General features: G+C 41.9%; 18 protein-coding genes and 1 tRNA gene. 14 read left to right on the top strand and 5 right to left on the bottom strand.

Features of this window, described 5'->3' with window-relative positions:
* Position 1: 1 nt before the first annotated feature.
* Together JOD17_RS05885 and JOD17_RS05890 are read left to right on the top strand one after the other, a co-directional pair.
* Complete coding sequence (locus JOD17_RS05885; protein WP_204696211.1) at positions 2 to 1,309, top strand: NCS2 family permease; 1,308 nt, start codon at positions 2 to 4, stop codon at positions 1,307 to 1,309.
* 109 nt (positions 1,310 to 1,418) lie between these two features.
* A complete protein-coding gene (locus JOD17_RS05890; protein WP_204696212.1) occupies positions 1,419 to 1,904 on the top strand; it encodes a superoxide dismutase family protein in 486 nt (161 codons plus the stop codon).
* A gap of 57 nt (positions 1,905 to 1,961) precedes the next feature.
* On the opposite strand, the gene csaA is transcribed toward JOD17_RS05890, so the two are convergent.
* The 4 genes from csaA to JOD17_RS05910 all read right to left on the bottom strand — a co-directional run bounded on the left by csaA (position 1,962) and on the right by JOD17_RS05910 (position 6,667).
* A complete protein-coding gene (gene csaA, locus JOD17_RS05895; RefSeq protein WP_042359001.1) occupies positions 1,962 to 2,294 on the bottom strand; it encodes a chaperone CsaA in 333 nt (110 codons plus the stop codon).
* Between the two features lie 32 nt (positions 2,295 to 2,326).
* A complete protein-coding gene (locus JOD17_RS05900; protein WP_204696213.1) occupies positions 2,327 to 4,333 on the bottom strand; it encodes a serine hydrolase domain-containing protein in 2,007 nt (668 codons plus the stop codon).
* Between the two features lie 173 nt (positions 4,334 to 4,506).
* Positions 4,507 to 4,581 (bottom strand) — tRNA-Ala (locus tag JOD17_RS05905).
* A 166-nt stretch (positions 4,582 to 4,747) separates the two neighbouring features.
* Positions 4,748 to 6,667, bottom strand: a complete 1,920-nt coding sequence (locus JOD17_RS05910) for an amidase (RefSeq protein WP_204696214.1) — start codon at positions 6,665 to 6,667, stop codon at positions 4,748 to 4,750.
* Positions 6,668 to 7,064: 397 nt separating this feature from the next.
* Here JOD17_RS05910 and ytvA point away from each other — a divergent pair, with 397 nt between their 5' ends.
* From ytvA to JOD17_RS05965, 11 genes are all read left to right on the top strand, one after another.
* Positions 7,065 to 7,835 carry a YtvA family blue-light photoreceptor gene (gene ytvA / locus JOD17_RS05915; protein ID WP_204696215.1) on the top strand — a complete coding sequence of 257 codons (771 nt, stop codon included), beginning with the start codon at positions 7,065 to 7,067 and terminating at the stop codon, positions 7,833 to 7,835.
* Positions 7,836 to 7,932: 97 nt separating this feature from the next.
* Complete coding sequence (locus JOD17_RS05920) at positions 7,933 to 8,379, top strand: DUF4430 domain-containing protein (protein ID WP_204696217.1); 447 nt, start codon at positions 7,933 to 7,935, stop codon at positions 8,377 to 8,379.
* A 290-nt stretch (positions 8,380 to 8,669) separates the two neighbouring features.
* Entirely contained in the window at positions 8,670 to 9,662 is a 993-nt protein-coding gene (locus JOD17_RS05925) for a TraB/GumN family protein (protein ID WP_204696218.1), read from the top strand.
* Between the two features lie 162 nt (positions 9,663 to 9,824).
* Positions 9,825 to 11,411, top strand: a complete 1,587-nt coding sequence (locus tag JOD17_RS05930; RefSeq protein WP_204696219.1) for an ATP-binding protein — start codon at positions 9,825 to 9,827, stop codon at positions 11,409 to 11,411.
* The gene (locus tag JOD17_RS05935; protein ID WP_204696220.1) at positions 11,404 to 12,075 is read left to right on the top strand and encodes a response regulator; all 672 of its coding nucleotides are present in this window, start codon (positions 11,404 to 11,406) and stop codon (positions 12,073 to 12,075) included. Before JOD17_RS05930 ends, JOD17_RS05935 begins: the two co-directional genes overlap by 8 nt.
* Positions 12,076 to 12,197: 122 nt before the next feature.
* A complete protein-coding gene (locus JOD17_RS05940; RefSeq protein ID WP_204696221.1) occupies positions 12,198 to 13,217 on the top strand; it encodes a tripartite tricarboxylate transporter substrate binding protein in 1,020 nt (339 codons plus the stop codon).
* Positions 13,218 to 13,220: 3 nt separating this feature from the next.
* Positions 13,221 to 13,679, top strand: coding sequence for a tripartite tricarboxylate transporter TctB family protein (locus JOD17_RS05945; protein ID WP_204696223.1), 459 nt, complete (start codon positions 13,221 to 13,223; stop codon positions 13,677 to 13,679).
* A 15-nt stretch (positions 13,680 to 13,694) separates the two neighbouring features.
* A complete protein-coding gene (locus tag JOD17_RS05950) occupies positions 13,695 to 15,200 on the top strand; it encodes a tripartite tricarboxylate transporter permease (protein WP_204696227.1) in 1,506 nt (501 codons plus the stop codon).
* A gap of 329 nt (positions 15,201 to 15,529) precedes the next feature.
* Positions 15,530 to 15,940: a hypothetical protein gene (locus JOD17_RS05955; protein WP_204696229.1), complete on the top strand. Its 411-nt coding sequence runs from the start codon at positions 15,530 to 15,532 to the stop codon at positions 15,938 to 15,940.
* A 168-nt stretch (positions 15,941 to 16,108) separates the two neighbouring features.
* Positions 16,109 to 17,008 (top strand): macrolide 2'-phosphotransferase, encoded by a 900-nt coding sequence (locus JOD17_RS05960; RefSeq protein ID WP_338028760.1) that lies wholly within the window; start codon positions 16,109 to 16,111, stop codon positions 17,006 to 17,008.
* A 233-nt stretch (positions 17,009 to 17,241) separates the two neighbouring features.
* Positions 17,242 to 17,904: a hypothetical protein gene (locus JOD17_RS05965; RefSeq protein ID WP_204696231.1), complete on the top strand. Its 663-nt coding sequence runs from the start codon at positions 17,242 to 17,244 to the stop codon at positions 17,902 to 17,904.
* Positions 17,905 to 18,189: 285 nt separating this feature from the next.
* Here the strand turns inward: JOD17_RS05965 and JOD17_RS05970 are convergent, their stop codons facing one another.
* Positions 18,190 to 18,960 carry a class I SAM-dependent methyltransferase gene (locus tag JOD17_RS05970; RefSeq protein WP_042358987.1) on the bottom strand — a complete coding sequence of 257 codons (771 nt, stop codon included), beginning with the start codon at positions 18,958 to 18,960 and terminating at the stop codon, positions 18,190 to 18,192.
* A 108-nt stretch (positions 18,961 to 19,068) separates the two neighbouring features.
* On the opposite strand from JOD17_RS05970, the gene JOD17_RS05975 reads away from it, so the two are divergent.
* Positions 19,069 to 19,899, top strand: coding sequence for a GNAT family N-acetyltransferase (locus JOD17_RS05975; RefSeq protein WP_204696236.1), 831 nt, complete (start codon positions 19,069 to 19,071; stop codon positions 19,897 to 19,899).
* Positions 19,900 to 19,943 lie beyond the last annotated feature (44 nt).

Consider the following 19,943-nt stretch of genomic DNA (forward strand, 5'->3'; position numbering starts at 1 on the left):
GTTGAAGAATTACTTTGAATTTGAGAAGCACAACACATCGTATAAAAAGGAAACGTTAGCTGGTTTTACGACGTTTCTTGCTATGGCTTACATCTTAGCGGTTAACCCACTGATTCTTGGTGACGCGGGTATGGATGCGAACGCAGTCTTTGTTGCAACGGCCATTGCTGCAGCGATCGGTTCACTCGTTATGGGGGTTTGGGGGAAATACCCAATTGCACTAGCACCAGGTATGGGTCTGAATGCATTCTTCGCTTATACTGTCGTTTTAGGTATGGGGATTGATTGGCAAATTGCTTTGTTCGGAGTTTTTCTTTCTGGTATTATTTTTCTAATTATTACGTTGTTCAAAATCCGTGAAGTCATTATTAATGCAATCCCAGCAGAGATGAAGTATGCAGCGGGTGCTGGTATCGGTTTGTTTATCGCTTTTATCGGGATGCAAAATGCTGAAATTATCGTTCCAGATCCAGCGACACTCGTTAGTCTTGGAGACTTTAGAAATCCTTATACATTCTTAGCCGTGTTTGGTGTGATTGTGACTGCCTGTTTAATGGTACTTAACGTTAAGGGCGGAGTATTCTTCGGTATGGTGATCACAGCGGTCGCGGGGATGCTTTTCGGCCTTATTTCACCTCCTTCTGGCATTATTAGTTCAATTCCAAGCTTAGCACCAACGTTTGGAGCCGCTTTTACTCATTTAGGCGAAGTTCAGTGGACAACAGAAATGATCTTGCAACTTTCAATTGTAGTACTTACGTTTTTATTCATTGATTTCTTTGATACAGCAGGAACGCTTTATGCGGTTGCAAATCAAGCGGGCTTTATTAAAGATAATAAATTACCGAACGCCGGGCGTGCATTACTCTCTGATGCATCAGCTACGTCGGTCGGTGCGATTCTCGGTACGTCAACAACGACGGCCTATGTCGAATCATCTGCTGGTGTTGCAGCGGGCGGACGAACTGGATTTACGGCGATTGTAACGGCAGGGTTTTTCCTGGTATCATTGTTCTTCTCACCGTTGCTTGAAGTTGTAACGTCACACGTTACGGCAGCTGCTTTGATTATCGTAGGTGTGTTAATGGCATCAAGCTTACGCCTTATTGAATGGGATCGAATTGAAATTGCCATTCCAGCATTTCTTGTTGTGGTCGGTATGCCACTTGCCTACAGTATCGCGAGTGGAATTGCACTTGGGTTCATGTTCTACCCAATCACAATGATCCTTGCAGGGAAAGGGAAAGAAGTTCATCCGATTATGTACTTCCTCTTCTTCGTCTTTGCTGGATATTTGTTCTTCTTATAACTCTAGACGTCGACAAGCGATCATCAATCGCTTGTCTTTTTTTATGAGTAAATCGATGCCAACTCGGACAAAATAGTGCCAGTTACATAGAGGAAGGAACGAAGAACGAATGAAACGAGTTGCACGACAGTTCGCTTTGATGGTGATAGCCATCGTGTTCGTAACAACAGTTACGGATCACGTAAAAGCAGAGAATGTAGGTCCATTTACATCAACGTTAACGAATAGTGAAGGAGAACGAATTGGTCTTGCCTACTTTGAGCCTGACGATGAAGGCGTTCGAGTTCATTTTAGTGTTTCGGGTCTAGAGCCGAACAGAACGTATGAATTTAATTTCCATGAGCATGCAACATGTGAAACACCGCTGTTTACGAGTGCAGGTGATGTATTCAATCCTAAAGGTGAAAAACAAAACGTTGCAGGAGAGTTGCCGAGTATTCGAACAGACAACAACGGACGCTACAGTGATTCTTTGGTCGCTGAACATGCCAGTTTAGATACGACGGATCTCACAAATCCGGCACTTGAGGAAGGATCTTCTCTCGTTTTACAAGCGGGTGGCGAACGGATTGCATGTGGCGTAGTGCAATATTGAAGTTAACACGAAAAAACTGCCGAATTGGAGGTGTTCCAATCGGCAGTTTTTTTTAATTTAAGCAACAGGTGTTCCGTTTAAGACGGGTTGGTCAGGGGTGAGCAAGACGACGTCTCCTTTTTCAGGAACTGCGCCAATGACGAGAACTTCTGATTTAAAGCCTGCAACTTTCCGAGGTGGAAAATTAACAACGGCCGTTACTTGCTGACCGATCATTTGTTCAGATTCATACCGAGCAGTAATTTGTGCGCTTGATTGCTTAACGCCAATTTCTTCTCCGAAATCAATGGTCATTGCAATTGCTGGGACTTTCGCTTTTGCAAGCGGTTCAGCAGTAAGAACTGTACCGACGCGAATATCCAATTTCAAAAAATCTTCAATGGTAGCCATAGGTGTTCAATGTCTCCTCTATTGTTTTTTCCTTAGTGTACCGAAACTTCTAACTCAGTTTCAATGAGTGACCAATTCTGATCGTTCACTAAGTTCCAATTCTCTGGATCAGCCGGACGAATCCACCAGCCTTTTCCGTTAGAGCTACTCGTAACATAACGAAAACGGATGAGTACTTCTTCTTCTGTTAGATCTTCAATTGAGGCTTGTGCTTCAACCCAATGATTTTTCGTTGAGCCAATCCAAGAATGGTGCATTGTTTTTGTATAGTCATCCATGGCGATCGTTACAGGCAGTGGTTTCCATGTGTCGCCATCATCGGTTGAAAGTTCTACGAAGCCTTGATCACGTGCGATATCATTAAGAATATCAAAGGAAGTATCAAAGACTAGACGGTCTGTTTCGCGAGTGTCAAATTCGAAAACGAGTTCACTACTCGTATTGCTCGTCATACCTGAGTACCAAGTGTGACCTTCAAGTGGATGGCTGTATGGAATGGAACGTATGAATTGCTGAACAAGGTCGTGGCGCACGCCATTAATGGAACCTTCGTCTCTAGTAGGATGTACACGATTCGTTAAGAAAATAACAAACGAGTCAGTCAGAGGATCAAGGACAAATGAAGTACCCGTGAATCCGGTATGACCGACGGTCGATGGTGAAGAAAGACCAGCCATAAACCAGCCACGGTTTACATTCCAACCTAAACTTTGACCGAGATGTGATTCTGTTGTGATCTGATCTTCCATCATTAACTGCACGGATTCAGGTTGTAGCACTTGTGCATCACCATAACTACCACCATTAATCATCGTTTGTAAAAAGATTGCAAGATCATAGGCAGTACTAAAGAGACCAGCGTGACCTGCAACGCCTTGTAAGGCAGCTGCTTTTTCATCATGAACATCTCCCCAAACGAGTCCGCGATCAGGGCTGTATTCAGTCGGAGCAATGGTATGTAGCTCTCTATTCGGATTAAACATCGTATCAGTCATTCCAAGAGGAACTGTAATCCATTCTTCAACATACGAATCGAGCGATTGCTCACTCACAACTTCCACGATTTTACCGAGAATCATCATACCAACATCGCTATAAATCATTTGTGCTCCGGGTGTATAAACCGTCTCCAAAGACAGTATGGCTTCCCACATTTCTTCTTGCTCATCATAGTTGGCTAATGAAATTGAGGCTGGAAGACCAGAAGTATGAGTAAGCAGTTGCTCGATTGTAATCGTGTCTTTATCTGGATACGTGTAGAACTCTGGAAGGTAATCAATGACAAGATCATCAATGGAGAGGCGATTCGTCTCATGGAGTTGCATAATGGCAGTTGCTGTAAATGTTTTCGTTAACGAAGCGAGATCAAACAACGTTTCGTTCGTCATGGCAATCATGTCTTCGTTAGAAAGTGGCTCACCGTTTGCATCGTACTTGTACGAATCCCCAACCGATTCGTGGAATACAATGTCTCCGTCCTTAGCAATGAGTGTGACAGCACCGGGGTACAGTTGATCTTCAAGTCCGGAGGTCATCACATCTTCAGCTTTCTTTAGTTCGTCATCGTTAAGGTTCGATTCTTCAGGAAGGACATAGCGAAGTTGTGTCGTCTCTAGCCGGTCTGCCCAATCGGAATCGTATGAAAAGTACAACGTGTCGTGCCGATGAAGAAAGTAATTGGTTAACGTACGTAATTGCTCGTAAGTCGTCTCATTAAGACGGCTTTGATTACGGTACTCGGCAAGTGACTGTTGAAATTCAAGCATGTACGAATGAAGCTTCTCATCGGTCGGATCTTTAAGAAAAAAACGCATGACGGTGAGCTCTCGTTGCAGGTCGCTCGCTAGCCGACGATCGGTAAGGAGACCTTGTTGTTCAAGACGTGAGATGGCTAACTGGATGTCGCCAAGCGTCACGGACGGATGTTCTGTCAGCGCTTCATCAGTCACTTCTGTTTCGGCATGAACAAGATCAGAGGAGAACATGACGGGTGAAAAGATGAGAGCAATGGCTAATGTTAGTTGCAATATGGATTTCATAGCACACCCCTTAATGTTAGAATAGTGAAACTATTAACATCATCTCTATTGCCTACGAAAAGGTCAAGCTAATGATAAGAAATGATAACAGGGAAAAGGGACGAGCTACTCAGAACAACAATAAAAAACGTACCTTCACATTGGGTTGTAAAGATACGTTAGTAACAGGTTTATGGTGGAGCTGGAGGGATTCGAACCCTCGACCTCTTGTCTGCCAGACAAGCATTCTCCCCCTGAACTACAGCCCCAAAAATAATAACAACAATTAAAAATATACCAGTTAACTTTTGTGATCGTCAAGGAATTTTCGAGTTTTTTTGACAAGTTCAGTTGCTCAGCAAATGGAATATGGAGAAAACCTGTTAAAAGAGAAAAAGCACAATCATGTTGATTGTGCCGTCAAGTGTATTTTAGTTATTGTTCGATGCTTAGTCTTCCTTCAGCAACTTCACGAAATTCTTGTCCCTCTTGATCAATGGCTTTAATTTCTATTTCTGCGCCTTCAACTTGCAGATTATTTGTTGCCGTCCAATAGCCTTCATAGTACCCATCCTCAACTTCACGCATCATGATTTCTGTCGGTGCAGCAGCTCTTGTAAAAAGCGGGATGCGTATAGCGAATGAAGCTTCAAGTCCAGATTCTCCTTCAAACGATACGCGCACCGATTCACCAGCTTGAAGTGTTTGATCTTCCGTTGGTTGAATGTTTCGAATTACAGATTCGTCTTGCTCGGGTTGTTCTAGAACCGGAGCTTCACGGTAATTCGTTTCTTGTTCATAGCTATAAGCCATCGCCAGCAGTTCTTGCTCGCTCCACATTTCCCCAAAGAACGCAAGTGAGAATGGAGAGCCACTTTCATAATTGCCAGCTGGAACGGTTACAAGTGGTAGACCACTCATATTAATCTCAAGAACCGTTGTTGCGGAGTGATCACCTCCATGAAGGTTTGGGATCTCCTCCGACATTTGTGGATAAACAAACCCATCAAGGTCATGGTCTTCAATCACTTGGTCCACGATGTGAAGGTAGGCGGTACGTGCCTTCGTAAATTCGACTTGTTTTGGAATGTCGTATGGATTCTGTAAATCTTCTTCAAAGTCTACCCCGCGATTGCCAAAGTGCGCGAGCGGTCCACCTTCAGCCCACGGTACTTCTTCAGCTTGTTCAAAAAGCTCGGCAATCGATGGAAGATCGCCACTTGGGTTTAATCGATCTAAATACGCTTGGAAATCGCTAACTAACGCTTCGTAGCCAATGTTGCCGTATTGTTCCATCACGTCAATAAATTCCGAACCTGCAAATGGATCTTCAACAACTTTAGCTCCAAGTGCTTCTAGCTCTTCAATTGAACGTTCATAGAGTTCTTCAGTTTCCTCAGAAAGTTCCTCATCACGCCATCCTTCGCCATACAATCCAATTCGTTTTCCTTCTAACGAATCTTCAGAAAGGCTATCGGCATAGCCGTTCGCTGGGATGTTACCGATTGCTGCGATTGTTTTAGGGTCTTGTACAGTGTAACCAGCTGTCACATCAAGCATAATCGCTGCATCTTCAACCGATCTTGAATGCGGGCCAAGTACGTCACGCGTATTTGCCGCAAGAGGTGTTGTACCTGTGTTTGGCACAAGTCCAAATGAAGGTTTCACACTTACTAGAGATTGAGCCGCTGCTGGGTTTTGGATAGAACCACCGGTTTCTTCAGCAACCCCTAAGACAGCGAAGTTTCCAGATATGGCTGTTGCGGTTCCGCTACTACTACCGCCTGGTGCAAGCGCACGATCCACGGCATTGTACGTATCACCGGCCCAACTCGTATCTGCTCGAGTACCAGACGTACTGAAGGCAGGGATATTTGTTTTTCCGACAATAATTGCACCTTCTGCTCGTAAATCTTGTACGATCGGTGCATCTAGCTCAGGGACAATTGAAATTGATGAATCAGGTCCAAATCCTTCCCATCCGAAAGTCGATTGAAATCCTTCTACATCAACCGCTTCTTTAATGACAACAGGTATGCCTTCAAGTGTACCTGCTTCACCGTTTTGAATTCGTTCATCTGAAGCTTTAGCATCTTCGATTGCTTGGTCGTTTAGAAATGTAAACGCATTATAGTGGTCTTCATAGCGTTCTATTCGTTCTAAGTAGCTCTCTGTTACTTGTTCAGCGGTGTATGTCCCGTCTTCATATGCTTCTTGTAAATCTGAGACGGTAACTTCTAGCAATTCAAATTCCTCTTCTGCCGCTGCAGGTGTTACCGAAGCGATGGATAATGCAAGAGCTGAAACCGATAGAAATGCCGCTCTTTTAACATTTAAGTAAGTATGTGCTCGCATAACGTCGTCACTCTCCTCATTTTTTAACTCTCCTATTCTTTGTATCAAATGAGTCTAAGAGAAGACGACTAGTTTGTTAGATTATCTAACCTCGACTGCGAGCGCTGAGGATATGCCCAATGCCCGTGTCGAACGTGCAGTGGAGATAGTGTTGTAAATCAAGATCAACCTGTCTTCTGTATTGAAGTTAGTTTAAATGGAATAGGAAGGAGTTCGGGGGAAGGTGATCTAAATCTGATGCAAAGGTGTGGTATACAATCTACCGATAATCTTTCATTTGCTAGTAATAAATAAGGTTAATCATAAGCCATGATGATCGCTTTCTTTAGCGGTAAATGCTCGTTATGGATTCGCGCTACAAATGGTGCTAAAATGATAATGTACTGGAGGCTGTTGGATGCTAAATAATACGAATGTAATCATTGAAGCACTTAATTATACTCGTGCAGGGGTATTAATTACGGATCCAAGTTTGGAAGATAACCCGATTGTTTATACGAACCAAGGGTTTGTAGATATGACGGGGTATACAAAAGAAGATATTATTGGAAAGAACTGCCGATTTCTGCAAGGTGAAGAAACGGACCGCTCAGAAGTAGCGCGGTTACGAGAAGGTATAAAAAATAAAACATCGGTTTTTGTTGAATTTATCAATTACAAAAAAGATGGCACGAAGTTTTGGAATAGTCTGTCGGTCGATTCGCTTTATATGGAAGATGAGGGCAAGCATTATTTCGTTGGTGTACAACGAGATGTGACAGAGCGTAAAGAAATTGAACTAAACTATCAAAAATCACTTGAAGAAGTGAAATCATTAGCGTTTCCAATTGTGCCTTTACTAGATGGCATTGCGGTATTGCCACTTATTGGGGAGATGAGTGAAGAGCGCTTCCAATCAATCTTCCGGGATGCTTCTGCCTATGTTGGAGAAACGAAAGTGGAAACATTCATTCTTGATGTATCAGGCTTAACGAAGTTACGCAACTATGAGATGGAAGGGATTTTGAAGTTGAAATCGGTTCTATCTTTGCTCGGTACAGAAATGCAATTAAGTGGTGTGTCTACTGATATGGCTATTCAAGCGGTCAATCTTACAGATATTAAAAACCACAACATTAAAACGGCAACGTCCGTAAAGCACATTCTCGAGCGGTTGCTAAAACATTAATTCAAAAAGCGCGGAGGTCATTCGTGCTTTTTTTACATGATTGTTTCAGCACGTACTGGTACAATAACATTTGGACAAAGAAAAGGGGGAATTACATATGTTTAAAAAATGGTTAGCAGTAGGCGTTGTGGTAACGTTACTCGTCGGTTGTGCAACAGATGAGGAAGCACCGGAAGAGCAAGAACTAGAACCGGTTGAAGAAGCGGAAGATGAAGCAACGACTGATGATGAAACAGCAACGGATGCAACAGAAGAAACGTACGAAGCGACGATCATTTTAACCGAAGATGGTGAAGAAGTGATTGAAGAAAGTACGGTAGAGTTTTCTGAGGGAGATAACCTCATGGAAGTCATGGATGAATATTTTGAGCTGTCGACAGATGCGGATCAAACGTTCATTGAAGGGATTAACGGGTATGATTCAAATGAGGCTGACGGCTACTTTTGGACGTACACAGTAAACGAAGAAGAGATTTTTGAAGGTGCTGCAGATTACGAATTAGAACCTGAAGATGAAGTTCACTTTGACTTTGCAGAGTGGTAGGAAGAAGGAGAAGTGCGGGCAATCCGTGCTTTTTTTAGTCCACTAAAGCAGTGGGTTAAGTCCCCACTGCTTTAAGTGGTTAAAGAGATAGACATAATACTGTTACGAATGTACGGTGCTGAACCATCACCGAACGATAACAAATCTTCATCACAGTAACGCGGGGGGACTGTCCCCGGACGTTTGGCGACCTGTTCTGTACTCTTTGCAACGACGGCGTTTTAGAGTCACGGTAAGCGTGTATAGATAGGCAACACGAAGACGTGTACACAGACAGGAGGACGTAACACATGAAAAAATACGTAGCGATGCTTGGAATCTCACTTTTACTCACGGCTTGTACGACAACAAATGATGAAGCAACATCAGATGAAGAAATGATCAATGATGACGAACAAGTTGAAGCAGAAGCTGATATACAAGAAGAGACTGAACAAGCAAAAGAAACTGAAATAGATACTGAAGAGGAAGGTGGTTTCCTCTGGAAGGTTGAAGAAGGAGAGACAACGGTCTATTTGCAAGGTACGATCCATGCAGGAATAGAAGAGATTTATCCATTAAACGAGGAGTTAGAAGCAGCATTTGATGAGGCTGACGTATTATTACCAGAAATTGACTGGCCTCGAATGGACCCGACAGGTGGTTTAAGTGAAGAAGAGATGATGGATTTAATTACATTTGATGATGGTAGGGTATTGTCAGATGTTCTGGATGAAGAGACTTACGAAACTCTTTTAGACGTAATGGCTTCTGAGGGAATGCAAGAAGATATGATTGAACAAATTGAACCTTGGTACTTTGTGATGGGGCTTGAAGATGTTGAGACTGGTGAAATCTCATTGGATCAAGGGGTTGACTATCATTATCTAGAGCGAGGCTATGAGGAAGGCAAAGAGATTCGTGAGCTAGAGGGGCAAATTATTAGCCTACAAGCAATGGAAGGGCAGTCATATGAACTACAAGTTGAGCAATTAGAGTATTTGCTCAATCAAGATCGTCATGTAGAAAATGAATTAGATGAAGTCGAATTTTTCAACATGTATATGCATGGTGACGAAGAAGCATTGATCGGCGTATGGGAAGATGCCTCATATGGCGACGAATATGACCGAACAAATTTGTTTGATCGTAACGAACGAAATGCAACGATCATTGACGAAATTCTTCAAGAAGACGACGGTCAAACCTACTTGGCGCTCATTGGTACGTTTCATTATGTCATCGAACCTGGAGTACAACACTTTCTAGAAGAAAAAGGTTACACCGTTGAGCGAGTGAATTAACGTTTTGTGCACAACTAAGTTACTTGGTTGTGCATTTTTTTATTGCTTGGATTCATTTACGTACACCGACGAACGTAGAGATTTTTATTATTGCCATATTCTGAAAATTTGTTATGGTTTTTATGACGTGTGAAATCGAAGTACATGTTAAGGGGGGATCGTATGAGGATGCGCATTCACACGAAAATTATGCTGTTAATCGTAAGTCTCGTTTCAAGTGTGGCAATCATTATGGCAAGTATTTTTGCCTACTTAGAAACGAGAGATATTTACGAGACTCTTGGGGATAAGGCGTTAAGTACAGCTGTACATATCGCAAATTCGGAAACCGTTATTGCTGCGTATACCGATGACAATCCTTCACTCGTCTTGCAAGCATATGCCGAACGATTTAGAGAAGAAACAGGAGCTGAATTTGTCGTTATAGGAAATGAAAAAGGAATCCGCTTAGCTCACCCTGATTACTGGAAAATCGGACAAGCAATGGTTGGAGGAGATAATGATCCGGCGTTAAAAGAAGGCGAGTCTTACATTTCGCGAGCAGAAGGAACGAGGGGAGAATCGTTACGAGGAAAAACCGCGGTTCGTTCTGAAGATGGAGAAGTCATCGGCGTTGTTTCAGTTGGTTTTTTGATTCAAGACGTTCACGCAGCGATTTGGCAGAGAATTGGATTGTTAGGGGTTATAACGCTTGTCATCGTTAGCATTGCAGCAATTGGAAGTTTGCAATTATCTCGTAGTATACGAAAAGATATGTACGGCTTAGAACCGTTCCAAATTGCAGGAATGTACGATGAAAGACAAGCAACGCTTGCGGCGATCCGAGAAGGTGTGATTGCTGTCGATGCGGATGCTCTCATTACGACGCTAAATGATTCAGCCAAAAAGCTATTAGGGATTAGCGGGGATGTTATCGGAAAACCGATCGACAAGATTATTGAAGGGGCACAAATCCAGAAAGTATTAAGCGAAAAAAAAGCAGAATATAACCGAGAGTTAACGATGAGAGGACGTGTATATATTGTTAATCGTGAACCGATTATGAGAAATGCACATGTTCGTGGTGCAGTCTGCACATTTCGAGATAAAACAGAGATGATTGAAATGGCGAACACACTTTCAGATATTAAGAAATACTCTGATGATCTTAGGGCGCAAAACCATGAGTTCACGAATAAATTGTATGCTATTTCTGGGTACTTGCACTTAGGATTTTATGAGAAGGCTGAACGATACATTGAAGAAGAGACAACGCGTCATGATGAACAAGGACAAGTTCTTACAACATCAATTAAGGATGCAACGGTCCAAGCGATCTTAATGGGGAAAGCAGGAAGAGCATCAGAATTAAAGGTGACGCTCCGTGTTGATCCGACAAGTCAGCTAGAGCCATTACCAAATCACATGGGCTCATCACAAATCATTTCAATCATTGGGAACGTTATCGACAATGCTTTGGAAGCAGCTCTAGTGAAAGAAGTGCCGCAAGTCTCTGTTTTTATTACAGATATTGGTGATGATGTTGTATTTGAAATAAGTGATAACGGTAATGGATTACCGTCTAGCTTATATGATACTACTAAACGTGGGTTTTCTACGAAAGGTCGTTCAAGAGGGTTCGGACTATCAATCGTTAAGGAATTAGTTTCGAATTTTGAAGGATGGTTTGAGCATCACTCGTTGCCAGAAGGTGGAAGTTTGTTTTCAATTTATTTACCTAAAACGTTAAGGAGGGAGAGCGATGATTGACGTTCTGATTTGTGAAGATGATTTTCGTATTGCCGATATCCATAAATCGCTAGTTGAACAATATGCCGAACTGAATTGTATAGGGAAAACGAATTCAATCATAGATACAAAAAGGATGTTAGAAGAGAATAAGGTTGATTTATTGTTATTAGATATTTATTTGCCTGATGATATTGCAGTGAAGAGGCTCGGAGAATTCAGAGTATTGCGACCTAATTTGGATGTGATTGTTGTCTCTGCTTCAAATCATGATGAGCACATAAAAAAGTCATTGCGGTATGGTGTTTATGACTACATCTTAAAAACCGATTCTTTAAAGCGCTTAAAGTCTTCATTAACGAGTTATATAAAATACTTTCATACAATTGAAGCGCAGCAAACGTTCAATCAAGATACGATTGATCACCTCATTTATAAGCAACAGCAATATGAACCGATAAAAGTGCTTCCTAAAGGAATTGATGGAATTACACTAGATTTAGTACGGCATCATTTAATGACTCATCAGGATGGCCTCACAGCAGAAGAATTAAGTGAACATCTAGGTGCATCTAGAACGACAGCGAGGCGTTACCTTGAATACTTAATTCGCTTAAAACACGCGAAAGTCATGCCGATTTACGGCATTGTTGGTCGACCTGAGCGGCGTTATTTTTCTTTATAAACGGACCGCTATGAACAATATGAATTTAATACCGTTAATGCTACTTATGAATCTTAGAATGTAAACGGTTACATTCTGGGGTTTTTCTTTTAGTATCTGTTAGTAACTAAAGGAGGGGTAGCATGAAGAAATTAGTTTCAGTAAGTGCAAGCTCGTTTTTAACGTTGATGATGCTGTCTGCTTGTTCAGATACTGGGTCGGAAGAAGCGTCATCAGATCAAGGGGAATGGTCACCGACGAACAACCTTGAATTTGTCGCACCTGCTGGTGCTGGTGGGGGTTGGGATACAACCGCAAGAATGGCAGCACAAGCATTTGAAGAAGCAGGTATTGTTGATGTCGGAATTGGCGTTATTAATCGAGAAGGTGGCGGAGGAGCTGTAGGGTGGTCTTATATCGCGAATCAGGCTGGTGATCCCCACTATTTATTTGCAGCATCACCACCATTACTTTTAATTCCACTAAATGGCCAATCTGAATACAGTTATGAAGATTTTACGCCGATCGCTAATGTCATTGCTGATTTTGGAGCATTTGCAGTACGAGACGATGCACCGTGGCAAGATTTAAATGAGTTGTTTGAAGACATGCAAGATGAATCGAGTTCAATTACAGTTGTTGGAGAATCCGCACCTGGAAGTATGGACCATGTTCAATTCGTCAATATCGCAAAAGCTGCTGGAGTGGACCCGGGTAGCATTACGTATGTTTCGGCTCAAGATGGTAGTGCGATGACGAATTTATTAAATGGAAGTGTAGACGTTTATTCTACAGGTGTGACAGAAACGATCGAACAAGTACGTGCAGGTGAAGTTCGAGTGCTTGCAGTAACAGCAGAAGAGCGTCTTGAAGGAGACACAGTGGAAGATTATCCAACAGCTATTGAGCAAGGAATAGATGAGGTATTTGTTAACTGGCGTGGATTTTTCGGTCCACCGGATATGACTGAAGCTGAAGTTGAGTATTACGTAAATGCATTTACTGAATTAAATGAGTCGGAAGAATGGGATGCCGTAAGAGAACGGTATTCATGGGATGAATACTTTATGGTCGGCGAGGAATATAAGCAATTTCTAGAAGAACAAAATGAAGAGATGAGACTGCTTTTAGAAGAGCTCGATCTATACGGAGAGAGTGAGTAACACATGGCATTAACCGTTCATCGTGGCGTTTCTATTGTTCTTATTATTATCGCCATTTTTTATTTGTATCTAGCTTTTCAATTGCCTAGCTTTATGAATACGGTCATTGACGCAGATACAATACCGAAGATTACTGGGTTTCTACTCATCATTCTTTCTGTTCTCTATTTCTTTATGCCTGTGAAAGAAACAGAAGTAGAAAAGGAAAAACGCACCGAAGCAAAAAATGATTGGCATTACATTCTCGGTATGTTCATCATGACGTTTTTATACATTACGCTTTTAGAGGTTAGTGGATTTTTAGTAACTTCTATCGTATTTATTTTCGTTTGCACACGTATGCTCGGATATAAAAAATGGAAGACGAATAGTATTGTTTCAGTTCTTGTGCCACTTTTCTTGTATTTAAGCTTTACGTTTTTACTAAATGTTCGATTGCCAACCGGATTCATGCCATTTTAGGGAGGGTACTTAGAGATGATTGATTTTAGCGGAATATTAAGTGGCCTTCAGATGGCAATTAGTTTAGAAGGAATACTTTTTGTGTTTATTGGCGTCTTTGTAGGAACATTTATTGGACTTATGCCAGGGTTAGGTCCAATTAGTGCCATTGCCATCATGATTCCGATGACGTATAACATGGATCCTACCATTGCCCTTGTCATGATGGCCGGCGTTTATTACGGAGCGATCTTCGGTGGGTCGACGTCCTCAATTCTCCTAAATGCTCCAGGGGTAGCTGGGACAGTAGCCACATCTTTTGATGGGTATCCTATGGCGCAACAAGGGAAAGCAGGGAAAGCACTTGCTATTGCAGCTATTGCAGCATTTATTGGGGGAACAGTAAGTGTTGTATTCCTCATGTTATTCGCACCTGTTTTATCAAGTGTTGCGATTCAGTTTGGTCCTCCGGAATACTTTGCACTCATGTTACTTGGACTGACTGCGATTGCAAGTTTATCTTCAGGATCAACAATTAAAGCTCTCATGTCTGCGTTACTCGGAATTATGGTCGTAACCATCGGAATTGATGCGCAAACGGGTACGGTTCGATTTACGTTTGGAAGTGCTAATCTATTGGAGGGCATTGATTTCTTGGTGATTGCATTAGGTATCTTTGCGCTTGCGGAAGTTTGCGCGTTAATTATCAACCGTCAGAAGACGACGTTTAATGCAAAGACGATCGGGAGTCTGAAAATTACGAAAGAGGATTTTAAGGAAATGGTTGGACCGATGAGTCGTCAATCTGTTTTAGGTTTTATCATCGGTGTTTTACCTGGTGCTGGTGCAACAATTGCTTCGTTTATCGGTTATACGACTGAAAAGCGATTCGCAAAAAATCCTGATGAATTTGGTAAAGGTTCCATTAAAGGATTAACAGCTCCAGAAACGGCGAATAATGCAGCAACGAGTGGTGCGTTCGTGCCGTTACTTAGTCTCGGTATTCCAGGTTCGGGCACGACTGCGGTCATGTTAGGGGCTTTACTCGTATTGAATGTACAGCCAGGTCCATTACTCATGACAGAGAATCCCACGCTCTTCTGGGGTGTCATAATGAGTATGTACATCGGGAATATATTCTTATTAATTCTGAACTTACCGCTTATCCCGTACATTTCAAAAATCTTAGCGATCCCAAGACCGATGCTGATCTCATTGGTTGTTGTGTTCTGTATCATTGGGGTATATTCAATTAGTTTTAGCATCTTTGATTTATACGTATTGCTGGCTTTTGGGGTGATTGGCTATTTAATGAGAATGTTCCAATTCCCCGCAGCACCGTTTATTCTTGCGTTTATCCTAGGTGGAATGCTCGAGCAATCATTCCGACAAGCGATGACGATTTCAGGTAACGATGTCTCGATCTTTATCTCAAACCCATTGTCAGCCACGTTACTTGCTTTGGCTGCAGTCTCATTCTTGTTCCCTCTTTGGCAAAGTTATCGGAATAAGAAGAATAATAATCAAACACTGTCTATGTAAAAGTAAATAGACGAAGGTTATCTCATACCCATTCAGTGTTGCGTGTAGAAATTACACCATGTAGTCCAAATGCGTCTGTCGTGTCTGAGACGTCTATAGGAGTTCGTTAGCCTGAAGAGCAGAAGCCATTTATTCGTTGTTAGTACTTAAACAATACGTGTTAGTGTCTAAACAACCCGAGACCTTCTAGATTCAGCAGATCTCGGGTTGTTGTAATTAGAAGAATTCTACATTTGTGACCAATGGTTAAGCTTTTGTTGACCTTCTGTTGAGGTTAGTGAAGTAATCTATCGATAACAACTAATTTGTATCGTTTGGAGGTCATAGCATTGAATGCAACCAAGCAGCACCACATCCTCGCTCATCCGTTTGCGTTAGATTTAGTGAATGCATCTGAAGATGAGGCTAATGAGAAAGAACAACGAACGTACACGACGTTTTTAACGTCAATTGGATATGTAGTAGGGATTGTAAATGTGCATGTTGAAACGGTTCCGTTACAAGAAGAAAACGGTGAGGTATCTATGATGATCAATGAGGAGAAAACTTATTCTTTGCCTTCATACATAGAGGCAATTCAGTCAATCGCTTACCCAGGTAAAAAAGAAGACGTTGCGATCTATTTGTCAGATGTGCGCATTTACCCAAACCTACAAGTAGAACATTCTTATAAGTTAACGCATGTAACACTGTATACTGATCAAATTGTTGGAGTCATACCTGGCGATTTTGGACAATAAAATTCTACGTAGCAATTTAAAAAAAGCAGATTCCATTCTGCTTTTTTTAGTTTGTCATCAAAGTATTTTGTGGTATGGTTTGTTTTGCATCTAGAATATTGAATGGGATACACGATGAATTGAAACCCTAAACGTAATTCCTGATAGATCGAAAAGGAGGCGACCACAGTGAATAAACAAGAACTTAAGCAACTCGTAGAAAATCACGGGCTATTCATTCTTGAAGAATCGGTTCAAATGAATGAATCAGGTGTTGATTTTCAAGTTGCGCATGCGAAAGATACTGGTGGAGAGCCGTGGATTATTCGCATTCCTCGTAGAAAGGAGTCTATGAGAAATGCAAAAGTGGAAAAGCAAGCACTTGATGTGTTGGAGCGCACGGTGAATTTCCAAGTACCAACGTGGTCCATTTTTTCTGAAGAAGTTATTGCATACAAGCAATTAAAGGGGTCTCCTGCGGCTGCAATTGATCTTGAGCAGCTCGGTTACAAGTGGAGCTTTGATGAGAAAAATGTGCCGAAAGAATATATCCAGTCACTTGGATCGGTGATGGCAAACTTACACACTGTTGAACCGAAGGAATTTAAAGGCATTCCGATGGAAATCTTAACTGTCCAAGATTTGAAGACTTCAATGAAGCAGCGTATGGAGCGAGTGAAAGAAAGTTATGAAATTCACCCCGATTTATGGGAGCGGTGGCAGGTGTGGTTAGGAAAAGATTTCTGGCCATCATTTGTCGGAGTAAAGCATGGCGATTTGCATCCTGCTCACATTCTCCTGAATGACGAACATCACGTAACTGGACTCATTGATTGGACAGAAATTGGGATTGGTGATAGTTCCGTAGATTTTATGTCTCATTTGTTGCTCTTCGGTGATGGCGGATTAAAGAAATTGATTGATGCGTATGACAATGCTGGGGGAAGAACGTGGTCTGGAATGGAAGATCACATTAAAGAACTGTTATCAACAAGTGCCATTACAGTCGCTGAATATGCACAAGTGTCCGGATTACAAGAAATGCATGAAACAGCAAAAAGTATGCTCTCTCAGCGGGGAGATAGTTAAACTGTTTAATTAATGAATTGATGGTTATTCGTCGTTTCTATAATTTCTTAGTAACCGTGGTAATTGGTCCACGTCCGGCAGATTTGCGAAAGTAAATAATACCCTGCTAATTGGATGATTATTGAGGCAAGCCGTGGCACGCGTAACCGATTGTGAATGAAACTTCTTTTCATGCTTGTTCGTATACAATAAAAGCAGATTACGAAACGTGTTAAAGAGGAGGGTGCTGATCAATGTTTCGCTTTATTCGTCGACGTAAACAATTGAAAAAGATTAAGAAAGTGAAAGAAGGAGACGGTCATCTATTAAAGCCGTATCGATTCTGGCACATCCTTACACGATCTGTTTTTTATTTAAAGTTAAAAGATGAGCAAGATGAAAAATTAATCTATGCCATTAATTACAGTTATTGGGCGGATGATTATGAGGTTGATCTCTATCGGAATGGCAAGCACGTGGCTTCATCCAAATTGCCAGCAACATTTCCTGTCTATGACGGTGTCATTGAGATGGCAATTGGTTCATATGGGTTTAGTCGCGCTCATTATGTACCGAATCATGGAGAATCCGATCCGTTGCTTCCAGACCGACAGTCCGTTAGAGGGCTTCGTCTAAGATTTCATAAACGTTTTAAGAAAATAAGCACTGTTATCGGAATTATCGCTGCACTTACGCTACTCGCTTCTGTGTTTCTTAGCCTCCCGCAGTTAATCGAATACCTATCACAAATCCCTTGGATTGAAGAGAATATCGGAACTTTTGTTTCACCAGTTTCTTTACCGGGTTGGGCAAACGTAACAATCATTACTGCAGGAATTTTGGCTGCAACTGAAAGGGCGCTTATGTTACGAAGTCATTGGTTAATAGATATGGAAACAAGTTATTGGGATCATTAACAAAGAAGAAAGCCAAATGGGACCTAAGCTGTTAAGAAACATAGAAGTACTAGATAGGTACTAAAGCAGATAACGTAGGTTATGTGAGGTTGTCGCAACAGTGATTGCCATACTATCAACACATCATCGCGTATATGTTGGGATTTTCCTACCTGAGTCAAGCAAAATTACTATAATCCTAACATAAAGAAGCAAAATGATGAAAATCCCTCAGACACGAGCTGGGATGTGCAATCTTCAAACTATGAAAGAAAGCGCTGGTTCACGAAACCAACGCTTTCTTTTCTATTCCTCTTTATATGCACTAAAACGTAGTCGTACGTAATCGGCGTACCATTGTTCACCGTCACGTAATGCAGGTTCTGCAAATTGAATCGTTCGCTCGAGCACTTCTTCACGTACTTCAGCATCAAGAGGCTGTAGCAATGGATCGGCGAAGTTCTGCATCCATGTCTTTAGCCCTTCCGCGCCACCTTGTAGTGGAGTTGGACGTTTGAAGTATGTAGCATTTTCTACGATAAAGCCGTGTTTTTCGAGCAACGTCGTGTATTCACCAAGACTTGGGAAATACCATGGGAAAATCGCAGGCATCGGCTCTTGACCGATCTCTACAAAGGCCATATTTACAGCAGCAATGATCGTTGCGATGTTATCATTTGCACCCATTTCACCAACAAATCGGCCGCCTGGTTTCAGTGATTTTGAGACCGCTTTCAACACGGGTTCAGGTTCAGTCATCCAATGAAGTGCAGCGTTAGAGAAGACAGCGTCTACTCGCTCATCAACTTTAAAGTCTTTCGCATCAATAACTTCGAACGAGAGTTCAGGAAACTTTCCTCGTGCGGTTTTAATCATTGATTCAGAAGAATCAATGCCATGAACGGTTGCCCCTGACTTCGCAATTCGAGCAGCCAATTCCCCAGTTCCACATCCTAAATCAACGATGTGATCCCCTTGTTTTGGTGCGAGCCAATCATCAAGCAAGCTTTTGCCATATTGTGAGACATAAGATGCCGTATCATCGTAAAGGGAAGGATCCCATTCTTTTGCAGTCATGAGTAGTAAACTCCTTTCTTTAATTCTTAAGTATATGGAAAAAAAGTCGAAAAGCCAATAGGAATGGTACAATGAAATCCGACAAAATGTTACAACTTGGAGGTATTCATGGCAGAAACACTCATTCCTTTAGACGTTGAGCATGCGAAAGGCATCATTCAACTCTCTCAGGCCGTCGGTTGGTCTTTTGATCTGGCTGATGCAAAAACACTTCTAGCAGCCGGTCATGCATTTGGGGTCATCGATGATAAAAACGAATTAATTGCTACGGCGACAGCGATTCATTATGATCGTAGACTTGCATCATTAGGTATGGTCATCGTCCACCCGGACCATCAGAAAAAGAGTCTAGGTAAACGGGTAACGAAGGCATGCCTACAATCGTTACAAACTAATCAATCGATGATTTGCGTGGCAACCGAAGCAGGATTTCCACTATACAAAAAGTTAGGCTTTGAACCTTTGCACATGATATATAAGTATACGACGAATCATGTTATGGCGCCAAAAGAGCGAATTTTTCGTCCCTTCAAAGAAGAAGATATAAAACCGATGATAGAACTTGATGCAAAAGCAACGGGTTCAAACCGTAGCGATTTTCTAAAGAAACGTTTTAAGCAGGCCGAAAAAGTATTGGTGAAGTATGACGCTAACGGTCAAATCATTGCTTACGGTGCAGCAATTCAAGGGGAGCATATGCGCGTAATCGGCCCCATTGTCGCAAAAACACAACAAGACTTCTGTGTGCTCGTGCAAGAACTTGCAGTGGATGCAAAAACGCCGATGCGAATCGATGTTCCGACCGACCGTTACCACAATGAACTAGTAACGATTGGTTTTACAATCGACGCGACACCGTGGATGATGGGATATGGTCGTAGTGATTCACCGTACGAAGAAAACTATCATTATGCATTAGCCGCTCAAGCTTACGGGTAATAAATCACTCGTCCACCTCATAGAGTCTAGTAATAGTATAGAGG

The sequence above is a fragment of the Geomicrobium sediminis genome, from assembly GCF_016908595.1.
Classification (GTDB): Bacteria; Bacillota; Bacilli; order Bacillales; family Marinococcaceae; genus Geomicrobium_A; species Geomicrobium_A sediminis.

Excerpts from the sequence above, each read along its gene's own strand:
- JOD17_RS05890 (WP_204696212.1), top strand. The coding sequence starts at position 1,419 with ATGAAACGAGTTGCACGACAGTTCGCTTTGATGGTGATAGCCATCGTG.
- csaA (WP_042359001.1), bottom strand. The coding sequence starts at position 2,294 with ATGGCTACCATTGAAGATTTTTTGAAATTGGATATTCGCGTCGGTACA.
- JOD17_RS05900 (WP_204696213.1), bottom strand. The coding sequence starts at position 4,333 with ATGAAATCCATATTGCAACTAACATTAGCCATTGCTCTCATCTTTTCA.
- JOD17_RS05910 (WP_204696214.1), bottom strand. The coding sequence starts at position 6,667 with ATGCGAGCACATACTTACTTAAATGTTAAAAGAGCGGCATTTCTATCG.
- ytvA (WP_204696215.1), top strand. The coding sequence starts at position 7,065 with ATGCTAAATAATACGAATGTAATCATTGAAGCACTTAATTATACTCGT.
- JOD17_RS05920 (WP_204696217.1), top strand. The coding sequence starts at position 7,933 with ATGTTTAAAAAATGGTTAGCAGTAGGCGTTGTGGTAACGTTACTCGTC.
- JOD17_RS05925 (WP_204696218.1), top strand. The coding sequence starts at position 8,670 with ATGAAAAAATACGTAGCGATGCTTGGAATCTCACTTTTACTCACGGCT.
- JOD17_RS05930 (WP_204696219.1), top strand. The coding sequence starts at position 9,825 with ATGAGGATGCGCATTCACACGAAAATTATGCTGTTAATCGTAAGTCTC.
- JOD17_RS05935 (WP_204696220.1), top strand. The coding sequence starts at position 11,404 with ATGATTGACGTTCTGATTTGTGAAGATGATTTTCGTATTGCCGATATC.
- JOD17_RS05940 (WP_204696221.1), top strand. The coding sequence starts at position 12,198 with ATGAAGAAATTAGTTTCAGTAAGTGCAAGCTCGTTTTTAACGTTGATG.
- JOD17_RS05945 (WP_204696223.1), top strand. The coding sequence starts at position 13,221 with ATGGCATTAACCGTTCATCGTGGCGTTTCTATTGTTCTTATTATTATC.
- JOD17_RS05950 (WP_204696227.1), top strand. The coding sequence starts at position 13,695 with ATGATTGATTTTAGCGGAATATTAAGTGGCCTTCAGATGGCAATTAGT.
- JOD17_RS05965 (WP_204696231.1), top strand. The coding sequence starts at position 17,242 with ATGTTTCGCTTTATTCGTCGACGTAAACAATTGAAAAAGATTAAGAAA.
- JOD17_RS05970 (WP_042358987.1), bottom strand. The coding sequence starts at position 18,960 with ATGACTGCAAAAGAATGGGATCCTTCCCTTTACGATGATACGGCATCT.
- JOD17_RS05975 (WP_204696236.1), top strand. The coding sequence starts at position 19,069 with ATGGCAGAAACACTCATTCCTTTAGACGTTGAGCATGCGAAAGGCATC.